This is a genomic window from Streptomyces sp. AB3(2024) (genome assembly GCF_041862025.1).
In the GTDB taxonomy this organism is placed as follows: Bacteria; Actinomycetota; Actinomycetes; order Streptomycetales; family Streptomycetaceae; genus Streptomyces.
Genome location: NZ_JBGWAB010000108.1, coordinates 1 through 18,206, shown reverse-complemented (window position 1 = coordinate 18,206; position 18,206 = coordinate 1). Strand labels below are relative to the sequence as shown.

At 73.3% G+C, this 18,206-nt stretch carries 21 protein-coding genes; 7 read left to right on the top strand and 14 right to left on the bottom strand.

What is annotated here, in order from left to right:
* Positions 1-85 precede the first annotated feature (85 nt).
* On the bottom strand, positions 86-757 hold the full coding sequence (locus tag ACEPPI_RS30905; protein WP_373918570.1) for a zf-HC2 domain-containing protein: 672 nt from the start codon (positions 755-757) through the stop codon (positions 86-88).
* Positions 754-1,524 carry an RNA polymerase sigma factor SigE gene (sigE, locus tag ACEPPI_RS30900; RefSeq protein ID WP_371676795.1) on the bottom strand — a complete coding sequence of 257 codons (771 nt, stop codon included), beginning with the start codon at positions 1,522-1,524 and terminating at the stop codon, positions 754-756. Before sigE ends, ACEPPI_RS30905 begins: the two co-directional genes overlap by 4 nt.
* 167 nt (positions 1,525-1,691) lie before the next feature.
* Between sigE and ACEPPI_RS30895 the strand changes: the two genes are divergently transcribed.
* A complete protein-coding gene (locus tag ACEPPI_RS30895) occupies positions 1,692-2,354 on the top strand; it encodes an O-methyltransferase (RefSeq protein WP_030226024.1) in 663 nt (220 codons plus the stop codon).
* Positions 2,355-2,527: 173 nt separating this feature from the next.
* Here the strand turns inward: ACEPPI_RS30895 and ACEPPI_RS30890 are convergent, their stop codons facing one another.
* The gene (locus ACEPPI_RS30890) at positions 2,528-2,695 is read right to left on the bottom strand and encodes a DUF3117 domain-containing protein (protein ID WP_003966491.1); all 168 of its coding nucleotides are present in this window, start codon (positions 2,693-2,695) and stop codon (positions 2,528-2,530) included.
* 332 nt (positions 2,696-3,027) lie between these two features.
* Between ACEPPI_RS30890 and ACEPPI_RS30885 the strand changes: the two genes are divergently transcribed.
* Complete coding sequence (locus tag ACEPPI_RS30885) at positions 3,028-3,831, top strand: enoyl-CoA hydratase/isomerase family protein (protein ID WP_373918569.1); 804 nt, start codon at positions 3,028-3,030, stop codon at positions 3,829-3,831.
* A 25-nt stretch (positions 3,832-3,856) separates the two neighbouring features.
* Here the strand turns inward: ACEPPI_RS30885 and ACEPPI_RS30880 are convergent, their stop codons facing one another.
* Together ACEPPI_RS30880 and ACEPPI_RS30875 are read right to left on the bottom strand one after the other, a co-directional pair.
* Positions 3,857-4,438, bottom strand: a complete 582-nt coding sequence (locus tag ACEPPI_RS30880) for a DNA-3-methyladenine glycosylase I (RefSeq protein ID WP_373918568.1) — start codon at positions 4,436-4,438, stop codon at positions 3,857-3,859.
* Positions 4,435-4,791 carry a DivIVA domain-containing protein gene (locus ACEPPI_RS30875; protein ID WP_373918567.1) on the bottom strand — a complete coding sequence of 119 codons (357 nt, stop codon included), beginning with the start codon at positions 4,789-4,791 and terminating at the stop codon, positions 4,435-4,437. The genes ACEPPI_RS30880 and ACEPPI_RS30875 overlap by 4 nt, the downstream gene beginning before the upstream one ends.
* Before the next feature lie 76 nt (positions 4,792-4,867).
* Here ACEPPI_RS30875 and folP point away from each other — a divergent pair, with 76 nt between their 5' ends.
* Entirely contained in the window at positions 4,868-5,728 is an 861-nt protein-coding gene (gene folP, locus ACEPPI_RS30870) for a dihydropteroate synthase (protein ID WP_356222881.1), read from the top strand.
* An 81-nt stretch (positions 5,729-5,809) separates the two neighbouring features.
* Here the strand turns inward: folP and ACEPPI_RS30865 are convergent, their stop codons facing one another.
* Together ACEPPI_RS30865 and dapE are read right to left on the bottom strand one after the other, a co-directional pair.
* Positions 5,810-6,568 (bottom strand): TIGR00730 family Rossman fold protein, encoded by a 759-nt coding sequence (locus ACEPPI_RS30865; RefSeq protein ID WP_030226035.1) that lies wholly within the window; start codon positions 6,566-6,568, stop codon positions 5,810-5,812.
* A 64-nt stretch (positions 6,569-6,632) separates the two neighbouring features.
* Entirely contained in the window at positions 6,633-7,712 is a 1,080-nt protein-coding gene (gene dapE, locus ACEPPI_RS30860) for a succinyl-diaminopimelate desuccinylase (protein ID WP_373918566.1), read from the bottom strand.
* Between the two features lie 78 nt (positions 7,713-7,790).
* On the opposite strand from dapE, the gene ACEPPI_RS30855 reads away from it, so the two are divergent.
* Entirely contained in the window at positions 7,791-8,768 is a 978-nt protein-coding gene (locus tag ACEPPI_RS30855) for a hypothetical protein (RefSeq protein WP_373918565.1), read from the top strand.
* A 230-nt stretch (positions 8,769-8,998) separates the two neighbouring features.
* Complete coding sequence (locus tag ACEPPI_RS30850) at positions 8,999-9,370, top strand: ATP-binding protein (RefSeq protein ID WP_373918564.1); 372 nt, start codon at positions 8,999-9,001, stop codon at positions 9,368-9,370.
* Between the two features lie 71 nt (positions 9,371-9,441).
* Here ACEPPI_RS30850 and dapC read toward each other — a convergent pair whose 3' ends face one another.
* Complete coding sequence (dapC, locus tag ACEPPI_RS30845; protein ID WP_373918563.1) at positions 9,442-10,536, bottom strand: succinyldiaminopimelate transaminase; 1,095 nt, start codon at positions 10,534-10,536, stop codon at positions 9,442-9,444.
* A 95-nt stretch (positions 10,537-10,631) separates the two neighbouring features.
* Positions 10,632-10,961: a ferredoxin gene (gene fdxA, locus ACEPPI_RS30840; RefSeq protein WP_030226044.1), complete on the bottom strand. Its 330-nt coding sequence runs from the start codon at positions 10,959-10,961 to the stop codon at positions 10,632-10,634.
* A 116-nt stretch (positions 10,962-11,077) separates the two neighbouring features.
* Between fdxA and ACEPPI_RS30835 the strand changes: the two genes are divergently transcribed.
* Positions 11,078-12,073, top strand: a complete 996-nt coding sequence (locus tag ACEPPI_RS30835; RefSeq protein WP_373918562.1) for a GNAT family N-acetyltransferase — start codon at positions 11,078-11,080, stop codon at positions 12,071-12,073.
* Positions 12,070-12,861: a transglutaminase-like domain-containing protein gene (locus ACEPPI_RS30830; protein WP_373918561.1), complete on the top strand. Its 792-nt coding sequence runs from the start codon at positions 12,070-12,072 to the stop codon at positions 12,859-12,861. Before ACEPPI_RS30835 ends, ACEPPI_RS30830 begins: the two co-directional genes overlap by 4 nt.
* 192 nt (positions 12,862-13,053) lie before the next feature.
* Here the strand turns inward: ACEPPI_RS30830 and ACEPPI_RS30825 are convergent, their stop codons facing one another.
* The 5 genes from ACEPPI_RS30825 to ACEPPI_RS30805 form a co-directional block, all read right to left on the bottom strand.
* Complete coding sequence (locus ACEPPI_RS30825) at positions 13,054-13,674, bottom strand: response regulator transcription factor (RefSeq protein WP_373918560.1); 621 nt, start codon at positions 13,672-13,674, stop codon at positions 13,054-13,056.
* Positions 13,671-14,852, bottom strand: coding sequence for a sensor histidine kinase (locus tag ACEPPI_RS30820; protein ID WP_373918559.1), 1,182 nt, complete (start codon positions 14,850-14,852; stop codon positions 13,671-13,673). The genes ACEPPI_RS30825 and ACEPPI_RS30820 overlap by 4 nt, the downstream gene beginning before the upstream one ends.
* 7 nt (positions 14,853-14,859) lie before the next feature.
* Entirely contained in the window at positions 14,860-15,612 is a 753-nt protein-coding gene (locus ACEPPI_RS30815) for an ABC transporter permease (protein WP_373918558.1), read from the bottom strand.
* A complete protein-coding gene (locus ACEPPI_RS30810) occupies positions 15,609-16,553 on the bottom strand; it encodes an ABC transporter ATP-binding protein (RefSeq protein ID WP_373918557.1) in 945 nt (314 codons plus the stop codon). The genes ACEPPI_RS30815 and ACEPPI_RS30810 overlap by 4 nt, the downstream gene beginning before the upstream one ends.
* Before the next feature lie 190 nt (positions 16,554-16,743).
* Positions 16,744-18,206: hypothetical protein (locus tag ACEPPI_RS30805; protein WP_373918556.1), on the bottom strand; the 1,463-nt coding region annotated here is incomplete at its 5' end.

Here is an 18,206-nt window from a genome sequence, read left to right as displayed (position 1 = left end):
GCACGGCGGCGCATCTGCCGGAGATTCAACCAGGTGCCGCGCGCCGGCGGAGCCCCGGCTCCCGCCGGGGCTGCGCCGTGACCGCTCAGCGGGCGAGCGAGGCCGGGACGGCGGTCGCCGGGACCGCGGTCGCCGGGGCGCTGGGGGTCGGCGTGGGGAACTGTCCGGCCGGGACCAGGCCGGGGACGCCGCCGGGGCTGGGCAGCCGGTCGCGCACGAAGGCGTCGGTCAGCGGGACCGACGGGCCGGGCCGGGTGGCGGGGGCGTCGCCCCGCACGTTCGGCTCGACCGAGTCCAGCGGCAGCGAACCCCCGAGCGCGATCGCGGCCAGCGACACGGCTCCCGCCGCGACGAAGGCGAACCGGCGCCGGGGACGGCCGACCTCGTGGGTGCGGAAACCCTCGCGCGGGGCGGCCGGGGCGGCGTACCCGAACGAGGCGAAGGGATCGGCACCCGGCGAACCGGCGCCCAGCGGACCGCCCGGAGCGCCGCCCGGCGGCCCGGCGGCCCCGTCGGGACCTCCGCCCGGCAGGCCCTGCAGGCGCGCCAGCAGTCCGGCGGACAGGGGCGGCGGGGCGCTCTCCACGAACAGGGTCTTCAGCCGGCGCTGCGCGTCGGCCTCGGCCTTGCACTTGGCGCAGGTCGCCAGGTGCGCCAGCACCCGCTCGCGCGCATCGTGTTTCAACTCCCCGTCCACCAGGGCGGCGAGCCGGTCGCCCAGGTGCTGCTCGGCGGGGGACGGACTGACTCCGCTCACTCGGCTCCGCCCTCTCCCCCGGCGCCCGGGGCGCCCACCGCGACGCCCGCCAGGGCCCGCTGCTCCGCACGGGCCTCGGGGGACCGGTGCTTGAGTGCCTTGCGCAGGTGCGAACGGCCGCGGTGAATGCGGCTGCGGACGGTACCGAGCTTCACGCCGAGCGTGGCGGCGATCTCCTCGTACGACAGGCCTTCGATGTCACACAGGACCACGGCAGCCCGGAACTCCGGAGCGAGGGTGTCCAGCGCCTGCTGCACGTCCGCGTCGAAGTGGGTGTCGTGGAGCACCTGCTGCGGGGACGGCTCCCTGCTCGGGAGCCGCTCGGCGGCGTCGTCGCCGAGGGCGTCGAAGCGGATCCGCTGCTTGCGGCGCACCATGTCCAGGAAGAGGTTCGTGGTGATGCGGTGCAGCCAGCCCTCGAAGGTGCCGGGCGTGTACGTGGACAGCGAGCGGAAGACGCGGACGAAGACCTCCTGCGTCAGGTCCTCCGCGTCGTGCTGGTTGCCGGTGAGGCGGTAGGCGAGGCGGTAGACCCGCGCGCTGTGCGTGCTGACGATCTCCTCCCACGTGGGAGGGGTCCACGCCTGGGAGCCCGCATCGGCGGCAAAGGTTGCGGTGGTGGCGGTGTGGAAGCGGTCAGCAATGTCGGTCACGGATTTCGGCTCACCCGCCGACCAGAAGAGACGTCTCAGTACGCCTCCACGATCCACAGGCGCAGCCGCACCTCCCCTATCGGCTCTGGTGGTGTCCAGTGGAGCCCCTACCATAGCCACCCCTCCCGTCAGCTCTGGATAAGCATTTTTGCAGTAACTTTGCACGGGTCTTGGGTCCCGGGCCGCCGATCTGCCCGCTGCCGTCCCCTCTATCCCGCCTCTGTCACTCCCAACGCCCGGTCCCATCTGCGGGTTCCCGACGTCAGCGGATACAGTCACCGTTGCGCCAACTATGGGGACAGGAGAGGGTCATTAGCGGCAACCGGCAGACGAGCTGGGCGTTCGCCGACGCGTTTGTCGCCGAGGACGACGCTCTGCGGTGGGCCCGCGACCGGTCCAGGGAAGCGGGCCTGCGGTCCGTCTCCCCCGGGACCGGGGCCGCGCTGCGCCTGCTGGCCGCCACCGCGGACGCCAAGGCGGTCGCCGAGATCGGCACCGGCACCGGGGTCTCCGGCATCCACCTGCTCCACGGGATGCGCCCCGACGGGGTCCTGACCACGGTGGATCCCGAGCCGGACCGGCAGGCCTTCGCCCGCCAGGCCTTCCGCGCCGCCGGCTTCGCGGGCAACCGCGCCCGGTTCATCCCGGGCCGCGCGCTCGACGTGCTGCCGCGGCTCGCCGACGGCGGCTACGACCTCGTCTTCTGCGACGGGGACCCCTCCGAGTCCCTCGACTACCTCGCGGAATCGTTGCGTCTGCTCCGCCCCGGCGGCCTGGTCTGCTTCGAGGGCGTCTTCTCCGACGGCCGTACGGTCGACTCCGCCGCCCAGCCGGTGGAGGTCATCCGGGTGCGCGAGCTGCTGCGCAGCGTCCGGGAGAGCCCGGCCCTGGAAGCGGCGCTCCTCCCGGTCGGCGACGGCCTCCTCTGCGCGGTCCGCCGCTGACCTTCGCCCGGCACCTTCGCCCGGCACCCTCGGCGGGCCGCCCCCGGACGCCCAGCCCGCACCGCGGGCCGACGGACGGAGTCCGGCGCGTCAAGGAGGGGAAGGCAAACGCAACACCGCCCCGGTCGCGCGGAGCGACCGGGGCGGTGCAGAGATCAGATGGTGCCGACGCTTCAGCCGACGACCTTCTTCAGGGCGTCACCCAGGGCGTCCGCCTCGTCGGGAGTCAGCTCGACGACGAGCCGACCGCCGCCCTCGAGCGGTACGCGCATGACGATGCCCCGCCCCTCCTTGGTGACCTCGAGCGGGCCGTCGCCCGTCCGCGGCTTCATGGCCGCCATGCTCGTTCCCCTTCCTGAAACCAGCTCATCGTCAGCCGACGGCCCCGTTCAGGCGCCTAGTACCCGGCATCGAACACATTGCTTCCCAGCCATTATCCCGCATGTCAGGACCCGATGACCAACATCGGCCGGGAACGCTTGTGCAACGCGCTCGACCAAAACCACTCATTTCGGGGATCCGCCTGCGATACTTCGCCGCTGCTCCCGGCGGACGGGCTCCGCTTTGTTTGACGCACATCACATGCCCGCCCCCGGCCGCGTCCGCCATGCTGACCCTTGGACCGGCCGGTACCGGCCGGTAGCCAAGCCCGCGACGAAGGGGGACCCCCGCCATGGCCGACAGCGTGCTCTACGAAGTGACCGACGGACTAGCGACCGTCACGATCAACCGGCCCGACGCGATGAACGCCATGAACACGGAGACGAAGGTCGCCCTGCGCGACGCGCTCCGGGCGGCCGGCGACGACACCGCGGTACGGGCGGTCCTGCTGACCGCCGCCGGAACCCGGGCCTTCTGCGTGGGGCAAGACCTCAAGGAGCACATCGGCAACCTCGCGGCGGACCGCGAGCACGGATCCTCCCTGACGATGAGCACCGTCGCCGAGCACTACAACCCGATCGTGCGGGCCATCACCGAGATGCCCAAGCCTGTGGTGGCGGGCGTGAACGGGGTCGCGGCCGGGGCCGGCTTCGGCTTCGCGCTGGCGGCGGACTTCCGCGTCGTCGCGGACACCGCCTCCTTCAACACCTCCTTCGCCGGGGTGGCCCTGACCGCCGACTCCGGGGTCTCCTGGACCCTCCCCCGCCTGATCGGCGCCTCCCGCGCCTGCGATCTGCTCCTGTTCCCCCGCTCGGTGAAGGCGCAGGAGGCGTTCGAGCTGGGCATCGCGAACCGGCTCGTCCCGGCGGACTCCCTGCACGCGGAGGCGGAGGCCGTCGCCCGCACCCTCGCCTCGGGCCCCACGGTGGCCTACGCGGCCCTGAAGGAGTCCCTGGCGTACGGGGCCGCCCACTCGCTCCCCGAGGCCCTGGAGCGCGAGGACGCGCTCCAGACCCGCGCGGGTGCCTCCGAGGACCACTCCATCGCCGTCCAGGCCTTCCTCGCGAAGCAGCCGCCGCGGTACCTGGGCCGCTGACCGCCGGCCCCGCGGCGGCGGCCGGCTACGCCCCGCGGGAGACGCAGCCCGCGAGGTGGTCGTCGACCAGGCCGCACGCCTGCATCAGGGCGTAGGCGGTGGTCGGGCCGACGAATCGGATGCCCGCCTTCTTGAGGGCCTTGGCCAGGGCCGTGGACTCGGGGGTCACCGCCTGCACGTCGGCGGTGTTCTCCGGGGCCGGGCCCGGCTCCGCCGGGGCGTGGGACCAGATCAGCGCGTCCAGCTCCCCCGGCCGCCACCCGGCCAGGACCTTGGCGTTGGCGAGGGTGGCCTCGATCTTGGCCCGGTTGCGGATGATCCCCTCGTCGGCGAGGAGCCGTTCGGCGTCCCGCGGTCCGAAGCGGGCGACCGCCGCGATCTCGAAGTCCGCGAAGGCCTTACGGAACCCCTCGCGCCGGCGCAGGATCGTCAGCCAGGACAGCCCGGACTGGAAGGCCTCCAGGCACAGCCGCTCGTACAGGGCGTCGTCCCCGTGGACCGGCTTGCCCCACTCGGTGTCGTGGTAGGCCACGTAGTCCTCCGTGGACAGCCCCCACGGGCAGCGCAGGGCGCCGTCGGGCCCGGCGACCGGGCCGCCGCCGCTCACCGCTCGTCCTTGGTGAGGTCGACCCGGTCGGCGGGCTCCGGGGCGCCGGCCGGGCCGTGCGGCGCGGCGGCGGCCGTCAGCTCGGCGATCCGGGCGTCCCGCTCGGCCAGCTCGGCCCCGAGCCGGTCCAGTACGTCGTCCACCTCGGCCATCCGGTAGCCGCGCGGCGCGACCGGCAGCCGCAGGGCGTCGATGTCGGCCCGCACCACCGGCCGGCTCTCCGGGAGCGCGTCGGCCACCCGGTCCGGTTCGGCGTCGGGCAGTACGGCTTCCGCGCCTCCGCCGACCACCGCGAGGGTGACCGCGGCCACGACCACGACCAGCGCGATCAGCAAGAACCAGAACACGATCAACTCCCCTGAGAGACTCCGGCCACCAGGTTAAGGTCGCAGACGAGGCGCGAGGGTCGCCGAAGGAGGAAAGAGCAGGATGCTGCGACTGGGCAGGCGCGAGTTCGACCCCCACGAGCCGGTGATCATGGCCATCGTGAACCGGACCCCGGACTCCTTCTACGACCAGGGCGCGACCTTCCGCGACGAGCCCGCGCTGGACCGCGTCGAGCGGGCCGTGGCCGAGGGCGCCGCGATCATCGACATCGGCGGGGTCAAGGCCGGTCCCGGCGAGCACGTGGACGCCGCGGAGGAGGCCCGGCGCACGGTCGGCTTCGTCGCGGAGGTACGCCGCCGCCACCCGGACGTGGTGATCAGCGTGGACACCTGGCGGCACGAGGTCGGCGAGGCCGTGTGCGAGGCCGGGGCGGACGTGCTGAACGACGCGTGGGGCGGGGTGGACCCCAAGCTGGCGGAGGTCGCCGCGCGTCACGGCGCGGGCATCGTCTGCACCCACGCGGGCGGGGTCGAGCCGCGGACCCGGCCGCACCGGACCTCGTACGAGGACGTCATGGAGGACATCCTGCGCGTCACGGTCGGGCTCGCGGAGCGGGCGGCGGCGCTGGGCGTCCCCCGGGAGTCGATCATGATCGACCCGGGTCACGACTTCGGGAAGAACACCCGGCACTCGCTGGAGGCGACCCGCCGGCTGTCGGAGATGACGGACACCGGCTGGCCGGTGCTGGTCTCCCTGTCGAACAAGGACTTCGTCGGCGAGACCCTCGACAAGCCGGTCAAGGAACGCCTGCTGGGAACGCTGGCCACCACGGCCGTATCGGCCTGGCTCGGCGCACAGGTGTACCGCGTCCACGAGGTCGCGGAGACCAGGCAGATCCTCGACATGGTGGCCTCGATCCAGGGGCACCGCCCTCCGGCCGTCGCCCGCCGCGGCCTGGCCTGAGGGCCTCGCCGCGGCCTGGCCCGAGGGCCTCCGCGGCCGGGCCGTCCCCGTGCGGTCTCCCGCCCGGGGACGGTGCGGGAGCTACTTCCCGACTTCCTTCGTCACCAGCGCGATCGCCTCGTCCACGTCGTCCGTGACGTGGAAGAGGTAGAGGTCCTTCTCCGAGGCCTTGCCCTGCGCGATGACCGTGTTGCGCAGCCAGTCGATCAGACCGCTCCAGTACTCCGTGCCGAACAGCACGATCGGGAACCGGGTGATCTTCTGGGTCTGGACCAGGGTCAGGGCCTCGAACATCTCGTCCAGGGTGCCGAGACCGCCCGGCAGCACCACGAACCCCTGGCTGTACTTCACGAACATCGTCTTGCGGACGAAGAAGTACCGGAAGTTCAGACCGAGATCGACGTGCTGGTTGAGCCCCTGCTCGAAGGGGAGCTCGATGCCCAGGCCGACGGAGATGCCGTTCGCCTCGCGGGCGCCCTTGTTGGCCGCCTCCATCGCACCGGGGCCGCCGCCGGTGATGACGGCGAAGCCGGCGTCCACGAGCGCGTGCCCGATCCGTACGCCCGCCTCGTACTCCGGCGAGTCCACCGGGGTACGGGCCGACCCGAACACGCTGATCGCGGGCGGCAGCTCGGCGAGCGTGCCGAAGCCCTCGATGAACTCCGACTGGATGCGCAGGACCCGCCAGGGATCGGTGTGCACCCACTCGGAGGGTCCGGCCGAGTCCAGCAGCCGCTGGTCCGTCGTACTACCCGCCTGGACCTGTCCCCGCCTGCGCAGCACCGGCCCGAGCTGCTGCTCCTCCGGCTTGCGACGGGACGAACCTTCAGGGTTGCCCATGATGTGCTCCCTCCTGCTGATCGTTCGATCAGGTTAGGCGCACGAAGGTGACGAGAGGTGGAATTCAGGAGGTCAGCCAGGCGCGGAGTCGTTCCTCGCAGTGCAGGATCGCCTTCGTCTCGACGCGTTCGTCGACCTTGTGGGCCAGCAGGGCGTCGCCCGGACCGTAGTTCACCGCCGGGACGCCGAGCGCGCTGAAGCGGGACACGTCCGTCCAGCCGAACTTGGGCATGGCGTGGCCCCCGACGGCCTCCATGAAGGCCGCGGCGGCCGGGTGGGAGAGGCCGGGGAGGGCGCCGGGGGACGAGTCGTCGACGACGAACTCGTCGATGTCGCAGTCGGCGAAGACCTCCCGTACGTGGGCCAGCGCCTCGGCCTCGCTGCGGTCGGGGGCGTAGCGGAAGTTCACCGTCACCGTGCAGCCGTCGGGGATGACGTTGTTGGCGACGCCGCCCTCGATCCGGACCGCGTTGAGGCCCTCGTGGAACTCCAGGCCGTCGATGACCGGCCTGCGGGGCTCGTACGCGGCCAGCTTCGCCAGGATCGGGCCCGCGGCGTGGATGGCGTTGGCGCCCATCCAGCTGCGGGCGGAGTGCGCGCGCTCGCCCTTGGTGCGCAGCAGGACGCGCAGGGTGCCCTGGCAGCCGCCCTCGACCTCGGCGTTGGAGGGCTCCAGCAGGACGGCGAAGTCGCCGGTCAGCCAGTCGGGGTGGGCCGCGGCGACCTTGCCGAGGCCGTTGAGGTCGGCGGCGACCTCTTCCTGGTCGTAGAAGACGAACGTGAGGTCGCGGTTGGGCTCGGGGACGGTCGCCGCGATCCTCAGCTGCACGGCGACGCCGGACTTCATGTCCGTGGTGCCGCAGCCCCACAGGACGTCGTTCTCGTCCAGGCGGGACGGCACGTTGTCGGCGATCGGCACGGTGTCGAGGTGGCCGGCGAGTACGACGCGCTCGCCGCGGCCGAGGTGCGTACGGGCGACGACGTTGTTGCCGTGGCGGTCGACGGTCAGGTGCGCGAGGCCGCGCAGCGCGTTCTCCACGAGGTCGGCGAGTGCCTTCTCGTCGCCGCTCACGGATGGGATGTCGACGAGCCGGGCGGTCAGCTCGGCAGCGTCCAGGGTGAGGTCCAGCTCGGATTGGGACATGGACCCGACCCTAACGCCCCGGGATGTGCCGGAACCGGGTCCGTCCGGTCACTGGACGCGTCGAACGCCTCAAGTACGGTGGGCCGCGTGTCCGAGACAGATCGCTTCCGTCCCCGCCGCCGCAGGTCGCTCCGCGTGGCCCTGGGGCTGGCCGTCCTGCTCGTGGTGGCCGGGTACTTCGCCGCGCAGCGGTCCTCCACCGGTGGTGGCGCCCCGTACTGCAAGGTCACGGCGACCGGGGCGGACGCCGCCTCCCCGGGCGTCGTGCAGACGTACGAGATGACTCCCGAACAGGCCGCCAACGCGGCGACCATAGCCGCCGTCGGGATCTCCAAGGGGCTGCCGGACCGGGCGGTGACCATCGCGCTGGCGACGGCGATGCAGGAGTCGGCGCTGCGCAACCTCGATCACGGCGACCGGGACTCGCTGGGCCTGTTCCAGCAGCGGCCCTCGCAGGGCTGGGGCACCCCGCAGCAGATCATGGACCCGGTGTACTCGGCGGGGATCTTCTACGACCGGCTCGCCGAGATCAAGGGGTACACGCGGCTGCCGCTGACGGTGGCGGCTCAGAGGGTGCAGCTCAGCGGCTTCCCGCAGGCCTACGCGAAGCACGAGCCGGACGCCACGGTCCTGACGGCCGCCTTCGGCGAGAGCGGTACGCCGGCCACGCTGATCTGCTCGGGCCCGGCCCCGCAGCCGGGCGACCCGGAGAAGGTCCGCTCGGAGCTGACCCGGGCCTTCGGCAAGGAGGCCCTGGGCGGCGCCCACGGCGGCGCCGCGGCGGGCCGCACGAAGCCGGGCACGGTCCCGGAGGCCGAGGTCTCGCTGCGGCTGCGGAAGGACGGCGGGCCGGGCGAGGCGCGCCGGGGCCGGGCGATGGCCCACTGGGCGGTGGCCCGTTCGAACGAGCTGGGGATCGCCCGGGTCTCGTACGGCACCTCGCGCTGGACGGCGGGCGACGAAGGGGGCGCCTGGCGGCCGCGGAGCGCGGGCGGGACGGACCCGTACGACCCGGCGCCGGACGAGGTACGGATCTTCGTCGCCCGCCGGGGCTGACGCCGGAACCGCCCGTACGTACGGGACCCCACCCGTACGGGGGTGGCCGGCCGGCCGGGCCGGGCGGGCCGGAAGCGGACGGAAGGCCTGGTGGGCGCGCATCCAATGCGTTTGTCGCGGAAGCCGATTAAACGATGCGTTACTGATCCTTTACCCGCCGGGTCCGCAACTCCACCCACCCCGGAAGCGGTTGTACACGGTGTACTCAGCCGCTACCGCTTAGGAGCATCATGTCCCTCCCCCTGACCCGTCGGATCGCCCGCGCCGCGCTTCTCCTCGCAGCCGGAACCGCTCCCGTGGTCGGTGCGGCCGGCGCGGCCAGTGCCGCGGGCCTGGAGTCCGTGCCGCAGCTGGGCGCACTCACCGCGCCGGACGCCTCCGCCGCCACCCAGGCGGCGGACACCGTGACCGGGGCCGTCCCCGCCGCCGCCCCCGCCGCCGCCGTGGCGGACGGTGCGGGCGGGATGCTGGGCGGGCTGCCGCTGGCCGGGCAGCTGCCGGTCAAGGACCTGCCCGTGAAGGACCTGCCGGTGAAGGACCTGCCCGTCGGCCAGCTGCCGGTGAGCACCCTGCCCGTGGGCGGGCTGCCGCTCGGGGGCTGACCGAACGGAACACCGAAGGGGCCGGGAGTGGTTGCTCCCGGCCCCTTCGGGCCGTCTCGGGCGGCGGCGCCTCAGCCCAGGCGCTTGACCGCGGCCTCGACCCGCTCGTCGGTGGCGGTGAAGGCCACGCGGACGAAGTTCGCGCCGGCCTCGCCGTAGAAGTCGCCCGGAGCGACCAGGATGCCGAGGCCGGCGAGGTGGGCGACGGTGTCCCAGCAGGGCTCGTCGCGGGTCACCCACAGGTAGAGGCTGGCCTCGCTGTGCTCGACCCGGAAGCCGTGCGCCTCCAGGGCCGTGCGCAGCGCCTGACGGCGGGCGGCGTAGCGGCCGCGCTGCTCCTCGACGTGGGCGTCGTCGCCGAGCGCCGCGACGACGGCGGCCTGGACGGGGGCGGCGGTCATCATGCCGCCGTGCTTGCGGATCTCCAGCAGTTCGCCGAGGACGGCGGCGTCACCGGCGATGAACGCGGCCCGGTACCCGGCCAGGTTGGAGCGCTTGGAGAGCGAGTGGACGGCCACGATGCCCTCGTAGGAGCCGCCGCAGACCTCGTCGTGCAGGACGGAGACGGGCTCGGCCTCCCAGCCGAGTTCCAGGTAGCACTCGTCGCTGAAGAGCAGGATGCCGTGCTCGCGCGCCCAGGCGACGATCCGGATCAGCTCCTCCTTGGAGAGGACCCTTCCGGTCGGGTTCGACGGGGAGTTGAGCCACAGGAGCTTCACGCCGGCCGGGTCGAGCTCGGTCGGGTCGTCGTAGACCACGGCCTCGGCGCCGCACAGCCGCGCGCCGACCTCGTACGTCGGGTAGGCCAGGCGCGGGTAGGCCACCTTGTCGCCGGCGCCGAGGCCCAGCTGGGTCGGCAGCCAGGCGACCAGTTCCTTGGAACCCACCACGGGCAGGACGTTGCGGTGCCCGGCGGCGCTCGCGCCGAGCCGGCCGCGGAGCCAGCCGGTGAGGGCGTCGCGCAGGGCGGGCGTCCCCCATACCGTCGGGTAGCCCGGGGAGTCCGCGGCGCCGATCAGGGCGCGCTGGATCAGCTCCGGAACCGGGTCCACGGGCGTGCCGACGGAGAGGTCGACGATGCCGTCCGCATGGGCCGCCGCCGTGGCCTTGTACGGCTCCAGCTTGTCCCAGGGGAAGGCGGGAAGACGGTCGGATACTGCGGCCACGGTGGTCTCTGCTCTCTGTGGGAAGCGGGAAAACGGCTCGGTCCCGTGCGGCAGGAGTGCCGTACGGGACCGAGAGGCGCGTCTGCCGTGAACGGTCAGTGCTCGCCGTTGATGTCGGCAGGCAGTGCGGCGACGAAGGGGTGGTCCCGCTCGATCAGACCGAGCTTGGAGGCACCACCGGGCGAACCGAGCTCGTCGAAGAACTCGACGTTCGCCTTGTAGTAGTCCTTCCACTCCTCCGGGGTGTCATCCTCGTAGAAGATGGCCTCGACCGGACAGACCGGCTCACACGCGCCGCAGTCGACGCACTCGTCCGGGTGGATGTACAAGGACCGCTGGCCCTCGTAGATGCAGTCGACGGGGCATTCTTCGATGCATGCCTTGTCCTTGACGTCGACACAAGGCTCCGCGATGACGTAGGTCACGCTCTCGTTCCTCCTCGGTAGGGCTGTCCATTCGCGCGGGAGCGCGGCGTCGTCGATGCCCGCACCTAGTATCTCCGTTCCCGGGCACGATCCGAACAGGAGGGGCGGACAGAGCTGTGGAAATCACTGCTGGTGGGCTGCTGGAGATCCGTATCACCCCGGCTGACGTGGGTAAACGAGTCTCTGTACGACGGGTGGAGGGCGAGGCTGGGGTACCCCCTGTCTTCTCGGACGCCGTCGGCGTTCTCACATCCTGGAACCAGGGTGTGCTGACGATCACACGCAAGGACGGCGTGTCCGTCCGCATCCCGGAATCCTCGCTGGTGGCGGGCAAGGTCGTGCCCCCCGCGCCGGCCCGTCGACGGGGTCCGGCGGCCTCCTTCGAGGAGCTCGCGAGGGTCACGGCGCGGGCCTGGCTGCCGCTGGAGAGCGAGCGGCTGGGCGAGTGGACCCTGCGGGCCGCCGAGGGGTTCACCCGGCGGGCCAACTCGGTCCTCCCGCTCGGCGATCCCGGGATACCCCTGGACGAAGCACTCGCGCGGGTGACCGCGTGGTACGCGGAGCGCGGGCTTCCGGCTTACGTGCAGGCGGCGACGGGCGCGGTCGGCACGCAGGAGCTGCTCTGCGCGGAGCTGGAGCGGCGCGGCTGGGTCAACGAGGTCTCCGCGGAGGTGCGGATCGGGGCGCTCGCGCCGGTCGGCGAGGCGGACGCGGACGAGTCGGTCTCGGCCGCGGTGACGCTGACCCGGACTCCGGACGAGGACTGGCTGGGCCGCTACGGCCAGGTCCGGGACCCGGACCTGGCCCGGCGGATGCTGGTCGAGGGACCGTCGGTCTGGTTCGCCTCGCTCGGCGGCGGCCGAGCCGTCGGGCGCATGGTGGTGGACGGGCGCTGGGCGGGCTTCGGCGCCGTGACGGTCGACCCCGAACACCGGCGCCGGGGGCTCGCGAAGGCCGTGATGGCGGTGCTGGCGCGCCGGGCACTGGAGGAGGGCGCGTCGGCGGCGTGGCTCCAGGTGGAGACCGACAACCCGCAGGCCCGCGCCCTCTACGACGGGCTGGGCTTCGCCACCCACCACGCCTACCACCACTTCCGGGAGGGGGCCCGGTGAGCGCGGCGACGCGGGAGCTGTTCGCGGCGGAGGCCCGCGCCGAGCGCCCGGACCTGGCGCAGCTGTGCCTGCTGCTGGCGGCGGAGGCCGACCCGGAGCTGGACGAACGGGCCATGGACTGGGCGCAGATCGAGCTGGACCGGCTCGCGGGGATGCTCCCGTACGGGCTGCGGGGAGCACGGGCGTGGGCCTCGGCGGTGACGGAGCTGCTCGGCGGCCGGATGGGCTTCCACGGCACTCCGGCCGACTACGACCGGCTGTCGTCCTCGCTGCTGCACGAGGTGCTGCGGCGTCGGCGGGGGCTGCCGATCCTGCTGTCGGTGGTGTGGCTGGAGGTCGCCCGGCGGGCCGGGGCGCCGGTGTACGGGCTGGGGCTGCCGGGCCACTTCGTGATCGGCTTCGGGGATCCGGAGGAGGGGGTCGTCGCGGACCCGTTCGCGGGCGGGGCCTCGCTGGGCGCGGGCCCCGCGGAGCTGGCCGAGGGGCCGCGGACGCCGGCCCGGACCCTGGACATCGTGCTGCGGATCCTGAACAACATCCGGGCGTGGGCCTCCTCGCGGCCCGAGCAGTCGGGGGTCGCGCTGTGGGCGCTGGACCTGGCGCTGCTGCTGCCGTCGCATCCGGCGAGGCTCCGGTACGAGCGGGCGCGGCTGCTGGTGGAGCGGGGGGCGTTCCGGGAGGGGGCGGGTGAGCTGGAGGCGTACGCGCGGGTGATGGACGCGGTGGACGTCGACGCCGCGGTGCGGATCAGGGCGGAGGCCGTCTCCGCCCGCGCCCTCCTGAACTGACCGTTGACTCCGCCCGGGGGACCCCCAGCCGGGCTCCGCCCGGACCCTTCGGGGGCTCCGCCCCCGGACCCCCGCGCCTCAATCGCCGGCGGGGCTGGATTTCCGCCCGGTGGGGCAATTCCAGCCCCGCCGGCGATTGAGGCGCGGGCGCGGAGCGGCGTGTGGTGAGCCGCACCGGCGACGGTGGCCGGGCTAGAGCCAGCCCTTTTCGCGGGCCACGCGCACCGCTTCGGCCCGGTTGCGGGCCGCGAGCTTCTGGATGGCCGTCGAGAGGTAGTTGCGGACCGTGCCCTGCGACAGGTTCAGGCGGGCCGCCAGTTCGGCGTTGGTCGCGCCGAACTCCGCCGCCCGCAGGACCTCCCGCTCGCGGTCCGTCAGCGGGTTCGCGCCCCCCGCCAGGGCCGCCGCTGCCAGGGTGGGGTCGATGACCCGCTCCCCCGCCAGGACCTTGCGCACCGCGTCGGCGAGTTGCGCGGCCGGGGCGTCCTTGACCAGGAAGGCGGAGGCGCCCGCCTCCATCGCACCGCGGAGGTAGCCGGGCCGGCCGAAGGTGGTCAGGACGACGATCTTGAGGGAGGGGTGGGACCGGCGGAGTTCCGCCGCGGCCTCGATGCCGGTCATTCCGGGCATCTCGATGTCCAGGAGCGCGACGTTCACGTCGTGGTTCCCGGCCGCGGCGACCACCTCGTCGCCCCGCGCGACCTGGGCCAGCACCTCGATGTCCGGCTCCAGCCCCAGCAGGGCGGCGAGGGCCTCGCGGACCATCGACTGGTCCTCGGCCAGCAGGATGCGGATGGGTGCGGCTGGGGTCATGAGGAGGATCCTAGGGGGACCCGGGCGCGCAGCCGGAAGCCGGTCCTGCCCGCGGGGCCCGCCGCCAGGGTGCCGCCGACCGCCTCCAGCCGTTCCGCCAGACCGGTCAGGCCGTTGCCGTGGGCACTGGGGCCGCCGGCGCCGTCGTCACGGACGGTGAGTTCCATGACCGGGCCCGCGAGCGTCTGGCAGGCCTCCAGGGTGACGGCGCACCGTTTGGCCCCGCTGTGCCGGACGACGTTGGTGACGGCCTCGCGCAGCGACCAGGCCAGGGCCGACTCCGTCTCCTCCTGGAGTTCCCCCGGGGCCTCGGTCGGCAGGTCGGCCGTCACCCCTGCGGCCGTCAGGGCCGTACGGGCCCCGGCCAGTTCGCCGGGGAGCGTGGGGCGCCGGTAGCCGCTGACGGCCTCCCGTACGTCGACCAGCGCCTGGCGGCAGACCTGCTCGATGTCCGCGACCTGGCGGGCGGCCCGGTCGGGGTGGTCCGGCAGCATCCGGCCCGCGAGTTCGCTCTTCAGCGTGATCAGTGACAGGGAGTGGCCCAGCAGGTCGTGCAGGTCGCGGGCCATCCGCAGGCGTTCCTCGTTGGCCGCGAGCTGGGCCACGGTGGCGCGGGCCTCTCTCAGTTCCATGGTGGTCCGCAGCATCGCCCGGACGCCGGCCATCGCGAATCCGCCCATCAGGGACGGGAGCAGCAGACCCACCAGGTAGTGGTCGCCGTCGGGCACCAGGAGGGCCGTCGCACTGAGCAGGGCGGTGGCGGCGGGAACGGTCCAGCGGGAGTACTCCGCGGGCAGGGCGGCGCCCGAGGAGATGGCCACGTAGACGAAGAGGACGAGCCATTCGCGGCCCAGGGCCAGTGACAGGACCACGGCCAGGGCGGCGAGGACGCCGAGCGTGATCATGACCCGGCCCGGGAAGACCACGGGCCCGGTCCGCAGGACGAGGATCAGGTACGCGACGACGAACGCGGCGAGGCCGAGGATCCCGAGCGTCCGGTCCGCGGCGCCGTGTCCGCCGCGGACCAGGTCGAGGACGGGGACGATGAGGTAGAAGAGCCACAGCCCCGTCCAGAACAGCCTCACGAGGTGCTGGCGGCGGCTCCCGAACGGGATCCCGATGCGGACCCCGCCCGTCGTCCGCGTCGTGTCCGCGTCGTCCTCGACCGTCACTGCCATCTCTGCGTCACGCCTTCAGCGAGTCCTTGCGGTACAGCCAGGCGGCCGCACCGGTGAAGAGTACGAAGTACCCGATGAGGATCGCCACGTCCTTGACGTGCGGTGCGCCGCCCAGCTCGATCGCCTGGCCGAGGCCCGCGTAGGCGTGGGTGGGCAGCCACTCGCAGATGGTCTGGAGCCACTGCGGGAAGGCGGCGGTGGGCATCCACAGGCCGCCGAGGATCGAGAGGCCGAAGTAGAGGAGCATCGTGATGGGGCGGACGTTGTCCCCGCTGGCGCAGTAGCCGATGGCCACGCCGAGCGCGGCGAAGACCAGGCTGCCGGCCCAGATCGCGACGGTGAGGGCGAACCACTGCCAGACCTCGAAGCGGACGTCCTTGGCGACGGCGGCCACCACGAAGACGACCAGGATGGCGGGCAGGGAGAGCACGCCCGCGCTGGCGGTCTTGGCGAGGACGTAGCCGCGGCCGGGGAGGGCGGTCAGGCGCAGCTGGCGGACCCAGCCCTTCTCCCGCTCCTTGGCGATGCGTTCGCTGTTGCCCACCAGGACGGCGGTCAGCGCGCCGAAGGAGGCCATGGCGACCATGTAGAAGGCGGGCATCGTCAGGTCGGTGCCCATGACCTTGGTCGTGCCGCTCAGGGTGCCGCCGAGCATCAGGAAGAGGGCCGCCGGGTACATCACGGTGAAGAACAGGTACTTCTTGTTGCGCAGTGCGCGGATGACCTCCAGCTTGATCAGCTGGTACGTTCCGGCGTTCATCGGTTGGCCTCCTCGGCCTCGGTGAGGGCGATGAAGGCCTGCTCCAGGCCGAGGCCCGCGACCTCCAGGTTCCTGGGGTAGAGGCCGAGCGCGTACACGGCGTGCACGGTCGCGTCGGCGTCGCTGGACTGGAGCTTGACGGTGGTGCCGTGCAGCTCGAAGCCCGTCAGGGCGGGCAGGGCGCGCAGCACCTGCTCGTCGACGGTGCCGTCGAGGTCGAAGGCGACCCGGCGGGCGCCGGCCTTCGCCTTGATCTCGGCGGCGCTGCCGTCGGCGAGGAGCCGGCCCTTGTTGAGCACCAGCACCCGGTCGGCGATGGCGTCCGCCTCTTCCAGGTAGTGGGTGGCGAACAGGACCGTGCGGCCCTGGGCGGCCTGTTCCCGCATGGTGGCCCAGAAGGCCTGGCGGGCGGTGACGTCCATGCCGGTGGTGGGCTCGTCGAGGACGATCAGGTCGTTGTGGCCCGTGGTGGCGAGGGCGAAGCGGACGCGCTGCTCCTGGCCGCCGGAGAGCTTGTTGACCATGCGGGAGGCGATCTCGGTGATGCCGGCGCGGTGCAGGACCTCGTCCACGGGGTGCGGGCGGGGGTGCAGGGAGCAGCCGAGGGCGACGAGTTCGCGTACGGACACCTCCTCCATCAGGCCGCCGCTCTGGAGCATCGCGCCCACCCGGCCGGCCGCGACGGCCTCGCGGGCGGTGGCGCCGAAGAGCCGGACCTCGCCGGAGTCCGGCGGGCGCAGCCCGAGGAGGAGGTCGAGGGTGGAGGACTTGCCGGCCCCGTTGGGGCCGAGGAGTGCGACGGTCTCACCCGGGTGGAGTTCCAGGGAGAGGCCGTCGACCGCGCGGACCTGGCCGTAGCTCTTGGTCACGTTCTGGAAGCTCACCACCGGGCCGGCCGTGGTGGCCGGTCCCGCGGAGTGCGCCGGGGTCGTCGTCGTCATGGAACGAGGATCGCCCGTACGGGGGTGCGTCCGGCAGTGTCGGCGGTCGTGACTGTGGCATGACGGATGTCATGCGCTCGGCATGACGCTGACGTGCGCGGACGCGGCGCGGACGCCGTGCGGACACGACGCGGCCCCTTCCCGGGGGCCGGGAAGGGGCCGTGCGTGCCGTGCGTGCCGTGCGGGACCGTCAGTTGGCGTTGGTCTCGATGGTGACGATCCGCTCGGCGGCGGTCTTGCCCACGAGCGCCTTGCCGAGGGCGCCGGCGACGTCCTGCGGGGTGACCGCGGTCTTCGCACCGGTCCCCCGCGTGATCATGACCCCGTCGAAGGTGTTCCCGTAGGTCGCCTTCAGGGCCTCCAGGTCGTACTTCTCGACGAGGTGGCCGTCCACGGCGGTCATGCTGAGGATCTTGGGCAGGGACCTGGCACCGAAGGGCAGGCTCTTGCCGCCCGCCTTGACGGTCGCGGGAGCGGACAACGCCGGCTCCGCGAACTCCTTCATCGCCCGGTTCAGTTCCGCCTCGGTGACGGTGGGTTCCTTGGTGGCGGTGGGGAGTTCGACCGCGCCGGCCTTGCCGGTGCCGACCAGCTCGCGGAAGGCCTTGGTGACCTTGTCCACGGAGCCGTCGACGTCGAGGCTGGTGCCCGCCTTGCCGGGGACCGCGACGGCCTTGCCGGTGTCGAACTTGATGGTGCCCTCGGTGGCCGAGCCGGCGGTGCCGGCGAGCTCCTGCAGGGCGACCCGCAGCTTCTCCTCGTCGACGGGCATGACCGCCTCGGCGGTGCGCTCGACGCCGAAGAGCGAGCCGATGACCGTGACGGGGTTGTAGTCGCTGCCCGCCGCGTTGCGGACCGTGGTCTGGCTGTCGAGGGTCAGACCGGCCTTCTCGGGCTTCAGCTCGACCTGCTTGCCGCCCACGCTGAGCTGCAGCGGGGCCGCGGCGCGGGTGCCGAAGGCGGTCTGGAGCTTGGTGACGGCGTCGTCGCGGCTGCCGCTGATGTCGACGCCGAGGACGGTGGTGCCCTTGGGGACGTCGGAGTGGTTCAGCAGCAGTCCGGCGCCGTAGACCGCGCCGGCGAGGACGACGACGGCGCCGCCGAGCAGGGCCACCTTGGAGCGGCCCTTCTTGGCGGGCGCTGCCGGGGCGGCGGACTTGCCCGCCTTGCCGGGCTTCGCGGGCTTCTTGCCCGCCGGGCCGGGCGGGGGCACCGGGACGGTCTGCCGCGGCGGCTGCGGCCCGGGCGGCGGGGTGATGGGGCCGGGCTTCTGGACCGGGGCCGGGAAGTCCACGGCCTCGGGACCGGGCCAGCCCAGGGACTCCTCGGCCCCCACGGGTACGGTGCCCAGCGCGGGCCCGCCCGTCGGCCCGTCGGGCGCGCCGTAGACCGGGAAGGCCTCCGTGCCGGGACCGTCGAACTCCGGGTACGCGGGCGGGGGGCCGCCGACGCCGGGACCTCCGACGGCCGGGGCGGGGGCGAACCCGGCGCCGCTGCCGTGCGGGGCCGGCGGCTGGACCGGGCCCTGGGGGCGGCCGGGGAGCGGCGGGGGCGCGAAGCCCGCACCGGCGGACGGGCCGGCCGGTGCGGCCGGGGGCGCGGCGGAGCCGTAGCTGGCGCCCGCCGGCGCGGGGGCCGGGGCGGGCGGCGGGG